The sequence below is a fragment of the Serratia sp. NFX21 genome (genome assembly GCF_048517035.1).
Lineage (GTDB): Bacteria > Pseudomonadota > Gammaproteobacteria > Enterobacterales > Enterobacteriaceae > Serratia > Serratia quinivorans.
In genome coordinates this window covers 4136311-4150241 of record NZ_CP183196.1, presented here as the reverse complement: position 1 = coordinate 4150241, position 13931 = coordinate 4136311, and the positions used below count along the sequence as shown (strand labels likewise).

Below are 13931 nucleotides of genomic sequence, written 5' to 3'. Positions count from 1 at the left end.
ACGGGGCAGCGTATTATTTATTAATGCCCAACTGTTCCTTGCCGAGCGCTGTCAGCAGGTCAACCGTGGCCCGGCCGACGAAGTCCACTTCGAAATCATCAGGGGCGAAATCCGGCGGGGTTTTGCCGGCGATAAAGCTGGGCAACTGACGTTGCAGGTAGGCATCATTTTTCTCGCAGCCCGGCGCGGCAGCGATGTACATTACGTTGCTGTCGAATTCGCCGTTATGCTCATTTTCCACCGCGTGGATCACGTCGCAGTGCCAGAAAACCGTATCACCCGGCTCTAAATCGGGAATAGGGGAAATCCCACTGATTAAAAGGGGATGCCATTTTTCGGAGATCGAAAGTGCCCGTCCTGGGGCGGCATCGCACAGATCATCGTCGGCGACGTCATCCTGCAGCGCACGCAGCAACACATAAGCCATGGCGTTGGCCACCGGCACCAGATTCAGCGTGCCGGCATTGGTGCGCTGCGGCGTCAGGGCCGTCCAGCCCTGGAAGGTGCGGAACATCGAGCACACTGCCGGTGAAGCGATTTCACGCACTTCGGTGCGGCCGTCGGCGGCGAACGGATCATAATCCTGCCAGTTGCCGGAGAACACGTGGCGATAGACGTAACGGAAGTTTTCATCCAGCCAGCGCTCAATGGTGCCGCTGTCTACGTGCGGCGACAGGCCCAGCGAAGAGGAGTTCGGCGGACGGCGACGGGTGCGATCGGCGTAGGTGGCGACGCGCGTCGGGTCAAAATGCTGTTTTCCGTTGCTTTCGGTTTCCCACAGGCTGTTAAGGAATACCTGTACCGCGTGCATTCTGGCGTCCTGGCGGGCTTCCACCTGCGGTTTTGACCAGTAAATGCCGTAGATTTGGGGCTTGCTGGCGGCCAGTTTGCCGAAGTAGTTGTCTTCGGCGGCCCCTTTCAGACGTTCGACGAAGTTGTTGCGGTCGAGGTAGTCGCCGATTTCCCGGTTCCAGGCCGTAGCCTTATCACGGGGAAAAACGCCGCGAATGGCGCAGGCACCGCGCTGTTTAATCAGCGCTTTTTGCTGCTCGCTGACGCGCTGTTGAAGGATATCTTCGGCGTCGATTTGCGGCACCGGGTTTTGACCGGCGGCCAGCTCCTGGCGGATTTGTTCGACCTGCTGACGGATATTGTCTTCCAGTACCAGGAAGGTCTCACGGTAATTCGGTAATGCCTGGCGCAGTTGTTGTTTGATGGTTTTAATTGCGCCTGGAATATCGTCAATCTGTAAGGAAGCCATGGTGTTCTCCTCGTGTTGCGGATGAGCAACGACGGACGGTTGTAGGGGACCGGGTAAGGCGTTATGGTTTTGTTGTTTTGACGTTAATGATTATCTGGATTTAATAGGGGAAAATAAAGGGATATCTTTCATTCGTAACTTCCTCATTTTCGTTTTTCGGAGATCTTTGTTTTTAGGAGACAGAAGCAATGAAGTTGGTAACTGAGCGTTTGACCCTGGAGTCGTTGACTGCCGATGACTGGCCGCTGTTTTTAAGCCTGTATAAGGATCCTGATGTGATCCGTTACATCTCCGACCCGTACAGCGATGAGGGCATCCTCAGTCGTTTCGAGGCCCGTTTACCAACCTGGGACAAGCATTTGGATCAATGGTTGTGCCTGGTGTTGCGAGAGAAAGAGAGCGGCGAAGTGGCTGGCATGACCGGTTTTCGTCCGATGTGGCAGCCTAATCAACAGGCGGAAGTGGGGTACGCCTTGCTGCCGTCCGCGCAAGGTAAGGGCTATGGCAAGGAATCACTGCGTGCGGTGCTGGACTTTGGTTTTAATGGCTGCGGTTTCCATAAGCTGACCGCGACGGTGACCGCAGGCAATATTGCCTCGCGCCGGTTGCTGGAGTCCTGTGGCTTTCTGCTGGAAGGTACGCTGCGCGATAATTACCGGCTGGCGGGGCAGTGGCGTGATGACTGGCACTTCGGGCTGCTGGCGAGGGAATTTAAGGCCGGGGAATAAAAAAGTTGTACTGGGTCTCGACAAGCCTGTCGAGGCTGGGATATGTTCAATATCCGGTCAATCTTTAGGTTGGCCAGCGTCGCTCGGATGGTCCGGGCGCTAACGTCTCTTCGAGGTATCTATGGCTGATAATAGTCCGCAACGCCGTTTCACGCGTATTGAACGTCTTCCCCCTTACGTATTCAACATCACCGCCGAACTCAAGATGGCTGCGCGCCGTCGTGGCGAGGATATCATCGATTTCAGCATGGGCAACCCCGACGGGCCAACCCCGCCGCACATCGTGGAAAAGCTCTGTACCGTTGCCCAGCGTGACGATACCCATGGCTACTCCACTTCGCGGGGGATCCCGCGTTTGCGCCGTGCCATTTCACGCTGGTATGCCGATCGCTACCAGGTGGAGATCGATCCCGAAAGCGAAGCCATTGTTACCATAGGTTCAAAAGAAGGGCTGGCACACCTGATGCTGGCGACGCTCGACCACGGTGATACCGTGTTGGTGCCGAATCCGAGCTACCCGATCCACATTTACGGTGCGGTGATTGCCGGTGCTCAGGTGCGTTCGGTGCCGCTGGTGGAGGGAGTGGATTTCTTTGGCGAGCTGGAGCGCGCCATTCGTGAAACCATTCCACGTCCGAAAATGATGATCCTCGGCTTCCCGTCAAACCCGACCGCCCAGTGCGTAGAGCTGGACTTCTTTGAACGCGTGGTCGCGTTGGCCAAACAGTACAACGTGCTGGTAGTCCACGATCTGGCCTATGCCGACATCGTTTATGACGGTTGGAAAGCGCCCTCGATTATGCAGGTGCCCGGCGCCAAGGATATCGCGGTGGAGTTTTTCACCCTGTCGAAAAGTTACAACATGGCGGGCTGGCGCATCGGCTTTATGGTCGGTAACCCGGAGCTGGTCAACGCGCTGGCGCGGATTAAGAGTTATCACGACTACGGGACCTTCACTCCGTTGCAGGTGGCTGCCATCGCCGCGTTGGAAGGCGATCAGCAGTGCGTGCGGGATATTGCGGAACAGTACCGTCAGCGCCGCAATGTGCTGGTGAAAGGGCTGCATGAAGCGGGCTGGATGGTGGAAAACCCGAAAGCGGCGATGTATGTCTGGGCCAAAATCCCCGAGCCTTATGCGCATCTCGGTTCACTGGAGTTTGCCAAACGTCTGTTGGCGGAAGCCAAGGTGTGCGTATCGCCGGGCATTGGCTTTGGTGACTACGGTGACACCCACGTGCGTTTCGCGCTGATAGAAAATCAGGATCGTATCCGTCAGGCCGTTCGCGGCATCAAAGCCATGTTCCGGGCTGATGGGCTGATCAAACCGGCCAAGAGCAGCCCGGCAACCACCAAATAATCACTTCAGGCCGGCGTATTCACGCCGGTTTTTTACTGATGTTGGTTCGGTTGGGATTGCGTCGGCGGCATGGCACACCGGCTACCACTCGCCGCTCGAAGAGTGGCAGGTACCGCAGTCGATAACACTCTGCGCCGCATGATGCCGGGGAAATAGCCCCATTCAGAAACAACAAAGGGGCGCTGTGCGCCCCTTTATCTATATTCCCGATCTTTATTCCCGGTTATGCCTTGGTTATGCAACCATCAGCATAAAGGTGCCAATCCATGTAACCAACATGAATGAAACGCCAAATACGAAATATTTCACTGAACAACTCCCTTCTGGAGTCCCTCGCAAGCCAATGATCCCGATTGTTGTGCTGAGTATTTTGTGGATAGTCGGTGATGGAGAGGCGGATCCTTCAAGAGGAAGAACAACGTCCTTGACCACAGATTACCCGGTTGTCGTGCTTCAAAGTCCGTGAGGTAAAACATGAACCACGACAGGATCGGCGTTAATGTACTCCCAATCTCAGCCTGATTACAATACTGTGTTTTTGATCACACTTTTTGACGGTTTTTTAACCAGGCGTGACTGTTTCTAAACGATTTTTATTTACCTTTTTCATCAGGCAAAAAAGGATTAGCCCGCTGAAGCGGGCTTTATAATTATGCTTGCTGTGATGTTATGAAAAGGGATTAGGCGACGGCGTTGGCACCGGTCAGCAGGATGGCCCAGAAGACAAGGCAACACAGCAGAATTACGGCCCAGATATTGCGGCGGCTCCACTCCATTTTTAGCCTTCACTTTTTGCTCTTGATGATTCGGTAATGAACACATCGGCGAAAAATGGAGAAAATTTAGCCCCCGAATAAAATATTTTTCTTATTGCTGGCGGATCTCTGCTACCGAGGTTTGTACTTCATATCCCAACAGGTAAAGAGCCTGTTCCAACGCTTCTACCTTGGAGGCATAGGCCACATCCAACAGGCGGTCCATTTGGCCGGCGTTAAAGCCCAGTTTACGCGCCAGGCTGGCTTTGGAAGTGGTATCGGCCAGCATAATGTTATGCAACTCGAGCTTGAGTTTAACCAGCACCGGCAGGTGGATCGCCAGCTCATCCGGCAAGGCACGAGAAGGGGGCGGTACCGGGCGGCCTTCTTCCATTTCCAGCGCGATGGCAATCAGCAGGCTTTCCTGTGCTTCCAGTTCGATGTCTTCACGCTTATAGCAGGCAGCCTGTTGCTGAGGAAAATCACGAAACTGAATCTGCCAGGCGTCGCTGTCGTTATCAAAGGTGTATTGGGCGGGGTAGTGGCAAGACATGGTATTTCCTGTTTGGACCGGGAGTGATGCGGCATTGTGACTGCTTGGCCTGCAGATAGCCAGTGTTGTACCGGGTGGAGATGATAGTTGTTCTCATTGGCTGCAGGTATTGGTTGCCGTTGGTGCAGCTACTTACCCTAAGTCTTTCGTTGTTTCTGTGCTGCTCGTCACGTTTTCTTGAGTTTTGGCTTGTGGCGGTGTGATCGGCGACATAATCCGGTTTGTTCGCACCTGACAATGGATTAACATAACCCACACTTATCACTGGCCTGGCTTATATGGATATCCGATGCGTCATTTAGTTGTTCTTCTCCCTCTGCTTACCTTACTCACTGCCTGTAGCAGCGGGCCGAAGTCGACCCCAGCCACGCCTCAGGACAACACCGTGAAAGGCGGTTTTCTACTGACACCAGCGCATTCCGGTCAGCCGTTGGGGGGCGATTTTGCCAACAATCCGAACACCGCCCGTTTTATCGATAAAATGGTGCAGGAACACGGTTTCGATCGGCAGCAGTTGCATGACGTTCTGGCCCAGGCCAGGCGGTTAGACTCTGTACTGCGGCTGATGGATCGTCAGGCGCCGACGCCAACGACCCAGGCACCGTCCGGCCCTAATGGCTCCTGGCTGCGTTACCGCAATAAATTTATTACGCCGGATAACGTGCAAAACGGTGTGCAGTTCTGGAATCAGTATCAGGACGCGCTGCAGCGTGCTTATCAGACCTATGGCGTGCCACCAGAGATCATTGTCGGCATTATCGGCGTTGAAACCCGCTGGGGCCGCGTGATGGGTAAAACCCGCATTATCGATGCGCTGTCTACCCTGGCGTTCGACTATCCTCGCCGTGCCGATTACTTTGCCGGCGAGCTGGAAACCTTCCTGTTGATGTCACGTACCGAAGGGGATGATCCGCTGGAGCTACGCGGCTCCTTCGCCGGCGCCATGGGTTACGGTCAGTTTATGCCGTCCTCGTTCAAGAGTTACGCGGTTGATTTCAACGGTGACGGCCACGTTAACCTGTGGGATCCGGTGGATGCCATCGGCAGCGTCGCCAACTACTTTAAAGCGCACGGCTGGACCAAGGGTGAACCTGTGGCCGTGCCGGCCAGCGGCCAGGCACCGGGGTTGGAAAATGGCTTTAAAACCCGCTATTCGGTGGCCAGTTTGTCGGAAGCTGGGCTGACGCCGCAAGGGTCGCTTGGTGGCAATCAGGAAGCCAGCCTGCTGCGCCTGGATATGGGGACCAGCTACCAGTATTGGTACGGTTTACCCAACTTCTACACCATTACCCGCTACAACCACAGTACCCATTATGCGATGGCGGTGTGGCAGTTGGGCGAAGCGGTGGGCCGTTCGGCGCGCGGCGGATTCTGATTGGGTTCCAAAACTGAAAAAGGCCGCGGAAGCGGCCTTTTTTACGTCGGTAGCGATTAGAAATCGTAACGCAGACGCACCAGCGTCATATCGCCCAGGTTGTCGGTGCTTGACGTCAGCACGTGTTCCACATCGACGCGGAAACCGTAATCAAACTGCACGGTCACGCCCAGGCCGTTATCAATACGCTGATAATCGCGGCCGCTGACGTACTGCAAACGGTCACCCATAAAGTACGGCATCACGGATTTCACCGCATATTGCCCTACCGGCACGGTGTAACCGGCCAGATATTCAATACCCCAGGCGTCACCGGCAAAGTAGTCGTTAACGTCGGCTTTTTTGGTGGTCAGGAAGTTGTTGTACCAGCCGCCGCCAAAGGTCAGCGTCCAGTTATCCGGTTTCCAGCTCAGCGCGGTACCCAGGATGTTCTGGTCATAATCTTTCGTAGCGTGGGTGGCAGGGTCACGCATCTCGGCGCGGGTATAGTTCCACGCGGTGCCCCAGGTCAGGTCCGGCGTCAGGTGGTAATCCACACCCAATGAACCGCCTCCCTCGCGCTTGTAGCGCAGGCCATTACCCGGCAGGTACTCGTTATCGCTGAACAGGTAAGAGGCATACACATCCGCATCGCCGAAGGTATTTTTATACTTCAGCATTTTACGTGAACGGTAAGATCCGTCGTAATCCCCGTTGATGCCGTTCCCCGGAGCCTGGGCCAGCATGTCGTAATCCCAGATATCGGTTTTGGCGCCAACCACGTCGTAGTACACGCTGTTTTGTTGACCAAAGGTCAATTGTCCCCAGGTTTTGCTTTTCAAACCGGTGTACAACATGCGGCGGCTGGTGTTGTTGGCGCCCTCTGCATAGTGGTTATCCCAGTTGAACAGCGCAGGGATATTCACCCCCAGCTCGTAGTAGCTGATCCAGCTTATGTCGTCGAACAGGTAGTAATCGGCGGCGAAGCGGAAGCGGGTTCCGCCGTCAAAACCGTTACGTTTGTAAGAGCCTTTATCACCATCGCCGGTCATATTGTTGAACTGCGGACGGATGCTGCCGCCGACGGTAAAATTAAGACGGCTCAGCGGATCGCCCGCCTGTTGATCCTGCTTTAGCAGGGTAATTTCAGCCTGGGCGGCGAAAGAAGCACTGCCAACGACCAGTCCCAGAGCAATTGCCTGGGTTAATGCGCGCAATTTGTATGTCATTTTTTATCCCTGTGTGTACTTGCCGACCTCACTGAACCTTCTGGCATCAGTGATTTGCTCAGGAAATTTTCTGAGCGTTTTCATTGCTTTTAGCGTGGGTGAAGCGAAATGCATATGTAACACAATGTGCGTCACAAAAAGTTACTTTTCCTGCTAATTATTGGTTTTTTCTGTAACTGTCAGCAGTGAAGTGCCGCGATGCCGTCAGGCGGTGTAAAAACCTAACTTAATGGCGCAGCAATGACGATGATGTTCGGATGAATTCAGCTAACACGAAGGTTTATATTTTTCACTTGTCAGTGAATGGTATATATCGTGTAATTTCATCGCGCAGAAAGATATTTAAATAAGCGGATATAACGTAATTGACCAAAGTGATATCTGCAAAATGGATAAGGTTAATAAGAGGCATGGAGAGGGCTATGAAAAAGTGTTTAATGTTGATTGTCGGTCTGTTGCCATTACCCTTGATGGCGGCTGAGTCGCACGTTTGCCAGTCACAAGCTTATGATTATGCAAGTATTGGTAATCTCAGGCTGAGTGATGACACCCTCTTTACCTGTCGTGATATTGGGCGCGTCACCATCCCTGAGTTGGCCAAGCGGGGCTGGAAGGTGACCCACGTGGCGCAACAAACGGAATATACCGGTGAAGTCGATAGTGATAATGAAGTCATTAAGATGTACCAGGAAATAGTGGTTTATAAAGACTAACCTTTTATATTTTTCTCGGATTTATCCATCACCATTTTATTAGCGGTGAGGGAAGGGTGTGTTTTTATTTAAGCGGCTGAGGTGGTGTGATGAGTGCCAGAAAAAACATAGATAGCAGAGCTGCCGCCGCCATGATGATGATATGCGCCATATGGGGGCTGCAGCAGGTAGCGATCAAGGCCGCCGAGCCGGACATTTCTGCCGTACTGCAAATCCCCATTCGGTCGGGCATTGCCGCTTTGGCGGTTTATCTCCTGGCGCGTTACCGTCGCGAAAAGTTCGTATTTGATCGCCCCACGCTGTTAGCAGGTCTGTGCGTCGGTTTTTTATTCGCGTTGGAATTCTTCTTCGTTTCCGAAGGGTTGCGCTATACCAGCGCATCGCATATGGCGGTCTTTTTGTATACTGCCCCCTTGTTTTCCGCCATCGGTCTGCATTTTGTTATCCGCCATGAGCGGCTGTCGTTGATACAATGGGTCGGTATTGCCATCGCTTTTGGCGGCGTGGTGCTCGCCATCTCCGGGATGAGTGACAGTTCGGGCGCAGAGAACTCATTGCGTGGCGATATTTACGGGCTGTTGGCGGGAATGTCATGGGGCGGCTCAACCATTGTCATTCGCACTACCGGGTTGGCAAACTGCTCATCAAAACAAACATTATTGTTTCAGCTCTCGGGAGCCTGCATTTTGTTATCTCTGCTGGCGATAACCACGCAGAGCGTTCATTTCAACCTGACGGCATTAGCCTGGACCAGCCTGATATTCCAAACGCTGGTGGTTTCTTTTATCAGCTATTTGATCTGGTTTTCTCTGCTGCGTGATTATCAGGCGTCCTCGTTGGGCATTCTGACCTTTATGACGCCCATTTTTGGTATTTTAGCCGGGGTAGTGATATTGGGGGAGCCGTTGCAGATTGAGTTTGTATTGGGTTCTATCCTGATCGTTTTAGGTTTGATTGTCGTGAGCTGTTCTTATTTATTTTATCTCAACAGAGGGATTGTACCTAAAATATAAACTATGGATGTTGATGTTAATACCTATCAAATAAGTTGTGAAAGCCAATTCACCATCACTATGCAAATATCGAAATATGCCTGGGGCTATCCTTTGATCACGCTCAGTGATAATGGCGATTTTTTTGTGGTGAAAAGTACTAAGCGCGGTCGGTTATCTAACCAGACGCCGGTCGAGATAATAAAATTTTCCAATAACTATACTGTGGTATGGGATAACAGCCGCAAACATATTTATTACTCAAAGGCCGGGCAGTTATACAGCTGCGCACTCGATTTTTCTTATACTCCCAAGACTTGGTAATCCTTTTTAAACCACCGGCCAATGCCTCTGGCAATCAGACCAGAGGCTCTATTTTCATCATCCACTGTTTGAACGCGATAATTTTCGGCCACTGACGTTCGGATATGGTCGACACAAAATAGCAGTGTTCGCAGGGCAGGGTCATGTTGGTAAAGGGGATAATCAGCTCACCGCTTTTGATCCAGTCTTGCACCAGATTGAGTCGGCCCATGGCGACGCCAAGATGCTGTGTCGCCGCCAGCACCGCCAAATCTGAGCGATCGAACTCCATGCTTTTGCTGTCGGTATCCAGCCCTAAATCAAAATGTTGTGCCCAGGTCAGCCACTCGTCTTCACCCGAATTATATCGGTCATGCAACAGGGTGCAGTGCGCCAGGTTTTCAGGAGCATTGTAGAGGTCATGCGTTTTGGCGTATTGCGCAGTGCAGATCGGCACCATGGACTCCGACATAAAGGTTTCGTCCAGCTGTTTACCTGACGGCAGAAGCCCAAAGTACAGTGCTAAATCAACGCCGCGGTTGGCCAGGTTGATATTCTCCTGCCCGGTGAGAATGTTCAAATGAATGGTGGGGTACTGGGCAATAAATTCGCCGATCCGCGGAATCAGCAAGCATTGGACGATGGAGGGGTGGGAATAAATGGTCAGGGTGCCCGTCAGCTCTCGGTTTTTAATATCAAGAATTTCCTGAGTCAGGGCATCGAAGGAGTTGCTTAACGACCATTGCATCCGCTCTCCTTCCGGTGTGAGCGTAATTCTGCGGTGAAAACGTTGAAATAAAAGAAAGCCCAGCTCTTTTTCCAGCAGGTTGATTCTGTGACTTACAGCGCTGGGGGTAATTGACAGTTCTTCCGCCGCCAATGAAAAGGAGAGGTGACGAGCGACGCATTCAAAAGTATGCAACCGTGAAAATTGATAGCTGGTTAACGGATTGGCCCGTTGTGAATATTTCTTGTTGGGGAACATGCTATTACTCCATTCGCGACACAGAGCAATATTAACATTTTAATCAGTGGAACTAAAATACGATTTATTCTTGGATGACTGTGAGAATAGGGGCTTTTGAGGTAAGGCAATGGTCACAGCCCATTGCCCTAAACTAACATGCCGAAATATATGACAGCTATGTGATAGCAGTACGTGCTTTTTTCCTACCACATCAAATCATCAGGAACAACAAAGTCGGCATAAGGATCTTCTTCGTCCTGTGCTTCCTGGCTAAGCGCTGCATTTAACACAATACTGCTCGCATCACGTTGCGCAATTTTATCGGCCACGATCGCGGGTATAATTGCGTATTCGCTATCAACGCCATTCTCCGCAAGCAGACGCGCAATGGCGAGACGACCATTAATTAGCTGAGTTTGAGTCGTTTTATCCACATTGATATTTTTAATTAAATTATTGTCTGTGAAGTTATAGCTGATATTTCCTTTTGAAATAACGATCCTGTTCATTTCAATTAACTGTTTTACCTGAGCCTTATACTCTTTAGACAGGGCAGCTTGCTTTTGTTGCTCACTCAGCTGTTTATCACGTTCGATTTGTGCCTTTTTATTGACTTCCACCGCCTCTCTGGCCTCACGAGCCTGAACGCGTGATTTTTTAGCGGTTTTTTGCACTTTCGCCAGTTTCTTACTGTTGACCAATCCGGCTTTAAGCATCTGCTCTTGTAATGTTAGTTTTGTCATGTTCGTTTCTAAAATCGAGTAAATAGTATCTGCGATTATACCTTTAATCCTGGAATCTGTGCCAGATTGTGGGAAGTGCTCACGCATCATGCTGATAACAGCGAAGTATTTAGACGACGAAAATGGCTTAAGGCCTTGTGTGGCGCGGTTTTTGCGGATTTCGATAGTGGGGGGCAATAGGCTTATGGTGTCCCCGACTGGAATCGAACCAGTAACTAGCCCTTAGGAGGGGCTTGTTATATCCGTTTAACTACGGGGACGCTGCGGGCTGGCAACCTGAGGCTGCCGGGGCAGTATACCTTTTTTTACCCGCAGAATAAGCGCTTAGCGGTGCGTTTGCTCATTCCATCGCCAATATGCACTGATTTTCGCGTGCTGCGCTGACCGCGATCACGGTTTTCTCGCCCTGGCAGTCTGTTTTTCTGCCTCCAGCCGCGCCGCTTTGTTTTTATCGCTCATATCATTGCGGATCTGCGCATGGCTGATTAACGCAAAGATAAAGGTGCCGCCGATAATGTTGCCGGCCAGCGTCGGAATGGCGAATGGGTAGATAAAATCTTGCCAGGGGATGACACCGCTAAACACCAGATAAAGGATCTCTACCGATCCGACCACGATATGGGTCAGATCGCAGATCGCCACCAGATAGGTCATCAGGACGATCACCCAAATCTTGGCGGCCCCGGCGGAAGGGAACATCCACACCATGGTGGCGATGATCCAGCCGGCCAAAATACCGTTGGCGAACATTTCTGACGGTGAGTTTTGCATCACTTCTTCCGACAGGCTAACGAAGGCGCTGCGAGTGTTTTCATCAAAAATCGGCATGTGAATAAACGCCAGTGACACCAGCCCGGTGCCAATCAGGTTGCCGAGCAACACCACGCCCCACAGGCGGAACAGGATGACGAAATTTCTCGGCGTCGGTTTGTGCATGATCGGCAGTACGGCGGTCACGGTGTTTTCGGTAAACAGCTGCTGGCGGGCCATAATCACGATGATAAAGCCAAAGGTGTAGCCAATATTCTCGATAAAGAAACGGCTGGGGTCGTCCGGCAACCGGGCGTGAAAAATACCCTTGGCCATCAGGGAGGCCCCCATCGACAGCCCGGCGGCCACCGCTGACCACAGCAAGGCCAGCCAGTCACGCTCCAGTTCTTTCTCACCCTCCATGCGGATCTGTTCATGCACCGCCGCCGCGCGTGAGGGCAGGTTCTGTTCCTTTACCTCGATTTCGCTCTTGCCCTGTTCATGCTCTTTGCTCTCCACCTGCAGAGGATCGTCGCTGTCCGTCTTCGGGCGCTGTAGTGAGTCGCTCATTATCTGCTCTCTCCTTAAACTGCTGCCGGGGTCACGGATTAAGCATAGCTGGCCCACCGATAGGCCGAAAGCCAGGTCGCAAATTGCAGAAAAAAGTAACAAGAGTTTAACGCCGCCGGTTTTTTCTTCGCATTATTGATCTGGGGCGCAATATTACCCCTATTGGAGTAGCTGAGTGCCCTGCGGCGGGCTACGTGCCGCAGATGGCTTATGCTATGATCGCTATCCCAAAGAAAAATATGAGTTCTCCGATGCTGGAAGCTAAAAATCTGAGTTGCGTCCGCGATGAACGCACCCTGTTTAGCGCGTTAAGCTTTACGGTGAAACCGGGCGATATTATTCAGGTGGAAGGGCCGAACGGTGCGGGCAAAACCAGCCTGCTGCGCATTTTGGCCGGCCTGGCGCGCCCGGAGGGCGGTGAAGTCCACTGGCACGGGCAAAATACGTTGCGCCATCGTGAACGTTACCATCAGGATTTGTTGTTCCTTGGCCATCAGCCGGGGATTAAAACTATGTTAACGCCCTTTGAGAACCTGCAGTTTTACCAGGCGATGAGTAGCGTTCCCGATCGTCAGGCCATTTGGCAGGCGCTGGAGCAGGTAGGGTTAGTGGGTTATGAGGATTTACCGGTGGCGCAGCTTTCCGCCGGGCAGCAACGCCGGGTTGCCCTGGCGCGTTTGTGGCTCAGCGACAGCCCGTTGTGGATCCTGGATGAGCCGCTGACGGCCATCGACAAGCAGGGCGTGGCTGAATTAATTAGCCTTTTTGAGCAACATGCGCAGCAGGGCGGCATGGTATTGTTGACCACCCATCAGGATTTGGCCGGCGTAACGCAGGCGGTAGGTAAAATCAGCCTGACGGAAAACCGCATGGAGACTGTTTGATGTTTTTGACCGTATTGCGCCGCGAGCTGAAGATTGCCTTTCGCAAAGGGTCGGAAATCGTTAATCCGCTGTGGTTCTTTCTGATTGTTATCACGCTGTTTCCGTTAGGGATTGGGCCGGAGCCGCAGTTACTGGCGCGTATATCTCCGGGGATTATTTGGGTCGCTGCGCTGCTGGCGGCGCTGTTGTCGCTGGAACGCTTGTTTCGCGATGACTTTCTTGATGGCTCGCTGGAGCAACTGCTGTTACTGCCGACGCCGCTGCCAATGACGGTGTTAGGCAAAGTATGTGCTCACTGGGTGGTAACAGGCCTACCCCTGTTAATCCTGTCGCCGCTGGTGGCGTTGCTGCTGTCGTTGGATATCAATACCTGGCTGGCGGTGGCATTTACGCTGCTGCTGGGTACGCCGACGCTGAGTCTGATTGGTGCTATCGGCGTGGCGCTGACCGTCGGGCTGCGCAAGGGCGGCGTGCTGCTTAGCCTGCTGGTGCTGCCGCTGTATATCCCGGTGTTGATATTTTCCACCGCGGCCATCGATGCCGCCTCTATGGGGATGCCAATAGACGGTTACCTGGCGATTCTGGGTGCCATGCTGGCGGGCAGTATCACGCTGGCACCGTTCGCTACCGCAGCAGCGCTGCGAGTGAGCGTGCACTAGCTAACATATTGAAATGCGGGTTAACGCCATCAAGAGCGTGTTGCACCGCACCAGTAATTTTCGTCGCCTTGGTCAACAGGGCGGCCACCGTATAAATTTACCGTGAGCAATGA

The 13931-nt window shown here is 52.6% G+C and carries 14 protein-coding genes and 1 tRNA gene; 7 read left to right on the top strand and 8 right to left on the bottom strand.

Annotated features, from left to right (window positions below; genetic code table 11):
* Positions 1-13: 13 nt before the first annotated feature.
* Positions 14-1261, bottom strand: a complete 1248-nt coding sequence (locus tag ACNT1W_RS19425) for a DUF1479 domain-containing protein (RefSeq protein ID WP_419246032.1) — start codon at positions 1259-1261, stop codon at positions 14-16.
* A 188-nt stretch (positions 1262-1449) separates the two neighbouring features.
* Here ACNT1W_RS19425 and ACNT1W_RS19420 point away from each other — a divergent pair, with 188 nt between their 5' ends.
* The gene (locus ACNT1W_RS19420; RefSeq protein WP_115184134.1) at positions 1450-1989 is read left to right on the top strand and encodes a GNAT family N-acetyltransferase; all 540 of its coding nucleotides are present in this window, start codon (positions 1450-1452) and stop codon (positions 1987-1989) included.
* 121 nt (positions 1990-2110) lie between these two features.
* Positions 2111-3346, top strand: coding sequence for an alanine transaminase (alaC, locus tag ACNT1W_RS19415; RefSeq protein ID WP_261131573.1), 1236 nt, complete (start codon positions 2111-2113; stop codon positions 3344-3346).
* Positions 3347-3580: 234 nt separating this feature from the next.
* Here the strand turns inward: alaC and ypdK are convergent, their stop codons facing one another.
* A complete protein-coding gene (gene ypdK / locus ACNT1W_RS19410) occupies positions 3581-3655 on the bottom strand; it encodes a membrane protein YpdK (protein ID WP_112349011.1) in 75 nt (24 codons plus the stop codon).
* 558 nt (positions 3656-4213) lie between these two features.
* Positions 4214-4654 carry a hypothetical protein gene (locus tag ACNT1W_RS19405; protein WP_329910910.1) on the bottom strand — a complete coding sequence of 147 codons (441 nt, stop codon included), beginning with the start codon at positions 4652-4654 and terminating at the stop codon, positions 4214-4216.
* A 289-nt stretch (positions 4655-4943) separates the two neighbouring features.
* Between ACNT1W_RS19405 and mltB the strand changes: the two genes are divergently transcribed.
* A complete protein-coding gene (mltB, locus tag ACNT1W_RS19400; RefSeq protein WP_026142471.1) occupies positions 4944-6029 on the top strand; it encodes a lytic murein transglycosylase B in 1086 nt (361 codons plus the stop codon).
* A gap of 56 nt (positions 6030-6085) precedes the next feature.
* On the opposite strand, the gene ACNT1W_RS19395 is transcribed toward mltB, so the two are convergent.
* Positions 6086-7237 (bottom strand): porin, encoded by a 1152-nt coding sequence (locus ACNT1W_RS19395; protein WP_419246031.1) that lies wholly within the window; start codon positions 7235-7237, stop codon positions 6086-6088.
* A gap of 422 nt (positions 7238-7659) precedes the next feature.
* Between ACNT1W_RS19395 and ACNT1W_RS19390 the strand changes: the two genes are divergently transcribed.
* Together ACNT1W_RS19390 and ACNT1W_RS19385 are read left to right on the top strand one after the other, a co-directional pair.
* A complete protein-coding gene (locus ACNT1W_RS19390; RefSeq protein ID WP_261131578.1) occupies positions 7660-7950 on the top strand; it encodes a hypothetical protein in 291 nt (96 codons plus the stop codon).
* An 89-nt stretch (positions 7951-8039) separates the two neighbouring features.
* On the top strand, positions 8040-8963 hold the full coding sequence (locus ACNT1W_RS19385; RefSeq protein ID WP_419246030.1) for a DMT family transporter: 924 nt from the start codon (positions 8040-8042) through the stop codon (positions 8961-8963).
* 337 nt (positions 8964-9300) lie between these two features.
* Here ACNT1W_RS19385 and dsdC read toward each other — a convergent pair whose 3' ends face one another.
* The 4 genes from dsdC to ACNT1W_RS19365 form a co-directional block, all read right to left on the bottom strand.
* Complete coding sequence (dsdC, locus tag ACNT1W_RS19380) at positions 9301-10230, bottom strand: DNA-binding transcriptional regulator DsdC (protein WP_017893544.1); 930 nt, start codon at positions 10228-10230, stop codon at positions 9301-9303.
* Positions 10231-10415: 185 nt separating this feature from the next.
* Complete coding sequence (locus ACNT1W_RS19375; RefSeq protein WP_041419001.1) at positions 10416-10955, bottom strand: DUF2058 domain-containing protein; 540 nt, start codon at positions 10953-10955, stop codon at positions 10416-10418.
* Positions 10956-11140: 185 nt separating this feature from the next.
* Positions 11141-11215, bottom strand: a tRNA-Arg gene (locus ACNT1W_RS19370).
* A gap of 130 nt (positions 11216-11345) precedes the next feature.
* Positions 11346-12275 carry a formate/nitrite transporter family protein gene (locus ACNT1W_RS19365; RefSeq protein ID WP_419246029.1) on the bottom strand — a complete coding sequence of 310 codons (930 nt, stop codon included), beginning with the start codon at positions 12273-12275 and terminating at the stop codon, positions 11346-11348.
* A 251-nt stretch (positions 12276-12526) separates the two neighbouring features.
* On the opposite strand from ACNT1W_RS19365, the gene ccmA reads away from it, so the two are divergent.
* On the top strand, positions 12527-13159 hold the full coding sequence (gene ccmA / locus ACNT1W_RS19360) for a cytochrome c biogenesis heme-transporting ATPase CcmA (protein WP_419246880.1): 633 nt from the start codon (positions 12527-12529) through the stop codon (positions 13157-13159).
* A complete protein-coding gene (ccmB, locus tag ACNT1W_RS19355; protein WP_012146103.1) occupies positions 13159-13818 on the top strand; it encodes a heme exporter protein CcmB in 660 nt (219 codons plus the stop codon). Before ccmA ends, ccmB begins: the two co-directional genes overlap by 1 nt.
* Positions 13819-13931 lie beyond the last annotated feature (113 nt).

What these genes read in the sequence shown, in the direction of transcription:
- ACNT1W_RS19405 (WP_329910910.1), bottom strand. Translation starts at nt 4,654, where the DNA reads ATGTCTTGCCACTACCCCGCCCAATACACCTTTGATAACGACAGCGAC.
- ACNT1W_RS19375 (WP_041419001.1), bottom strand. Translation starts at nt 10,955, where the DNA reads ATGACAAAACTAACATTACAAGAGCAGATGCTTAAAGCCGGATTGGTC.
- ACNT1W_RS19390 (WP_261131578.1), top strand. Translation starts at nt 7,660, where the DNA reads ATGAAAAAGTGTTTAATGTTGATTGTCGGTCTGTTGCCATTACCCTTG.
- ACNT1W_RS19420 (WP_115184134.1), top strand. Translation starts at nt 1,450, where the DNA reads ATGAAGTTGGTAACTGAGCGTTTGACCCTGGAGTCGTTGACTGCCGAT.
- ACNT1W_RS19385 (WP_419246030.1), top strand. Translation starts at nt 8,040, where the DNA reads ATGAGTGCCAGAAAAAACATAGATAGCAGAGCTGCCGCCGCCATGATG.
- alaC (WP_261131573.1), top strand. Translation starts at nt 2,111, where the DNA reads ATGGCTGATAATAGTCCGCAACGCCGTTTCACGCGTATTGAACGTCTT.
- ACNT1W_RS19425 (WP_419246032.1), bottom strand. Translation starts at nt 1,261, where the DNA reads ATGGCTTCCTTACAGATTGACGATATTCCAGGCGCAATTAAAACCATC.
- dsdC (WP_017893544.1), bottom strand. Translation starts at nt 10,230, where the DNA reads ATGTTCCCCAACAAGAAATATTCACAACGGGCCAATCCGTTAACCAGC.
- ACNT1W_RS19365 (WP_419246029.1), bottom strand. Translation starts at nt 12,275, where the DNA reads ATGAGCGACTCACTACAGCGCCCGAAGACGGACAGCGACGATCCTCTG.
- ACNT1W_RS19395 (WP_419246031.1), bottom strand. Translation starts at nt 7,237, where the DNA reads ATGACATACAAATTGCGCGCATTAACCCAGGCAATTGCTCTGGGACTG.
- ccmA (WP_419246880.1), top strand. Translation starts at nt 12,527, where the DNA reads ATGCTGGAAGCTAAAAATCTGAGTTGCGTCCGCGATGAACGCACCCTG.
- ccmB (WP_012146103.1), top strand. Translation starts at nt 13,159, where the DNA reads ATGTTTTTGACCGTATTGCGCCGCGAGCTGAAGATTGCCTTTCGCAAA.
- mltB (WP_026142471.1), top strand. Translation starts at nt 4,944, where the DNA reads ATGCGTCATTTAGTTGTTCTTCTCCCTCTGCTTACCTTACTCACTGCC.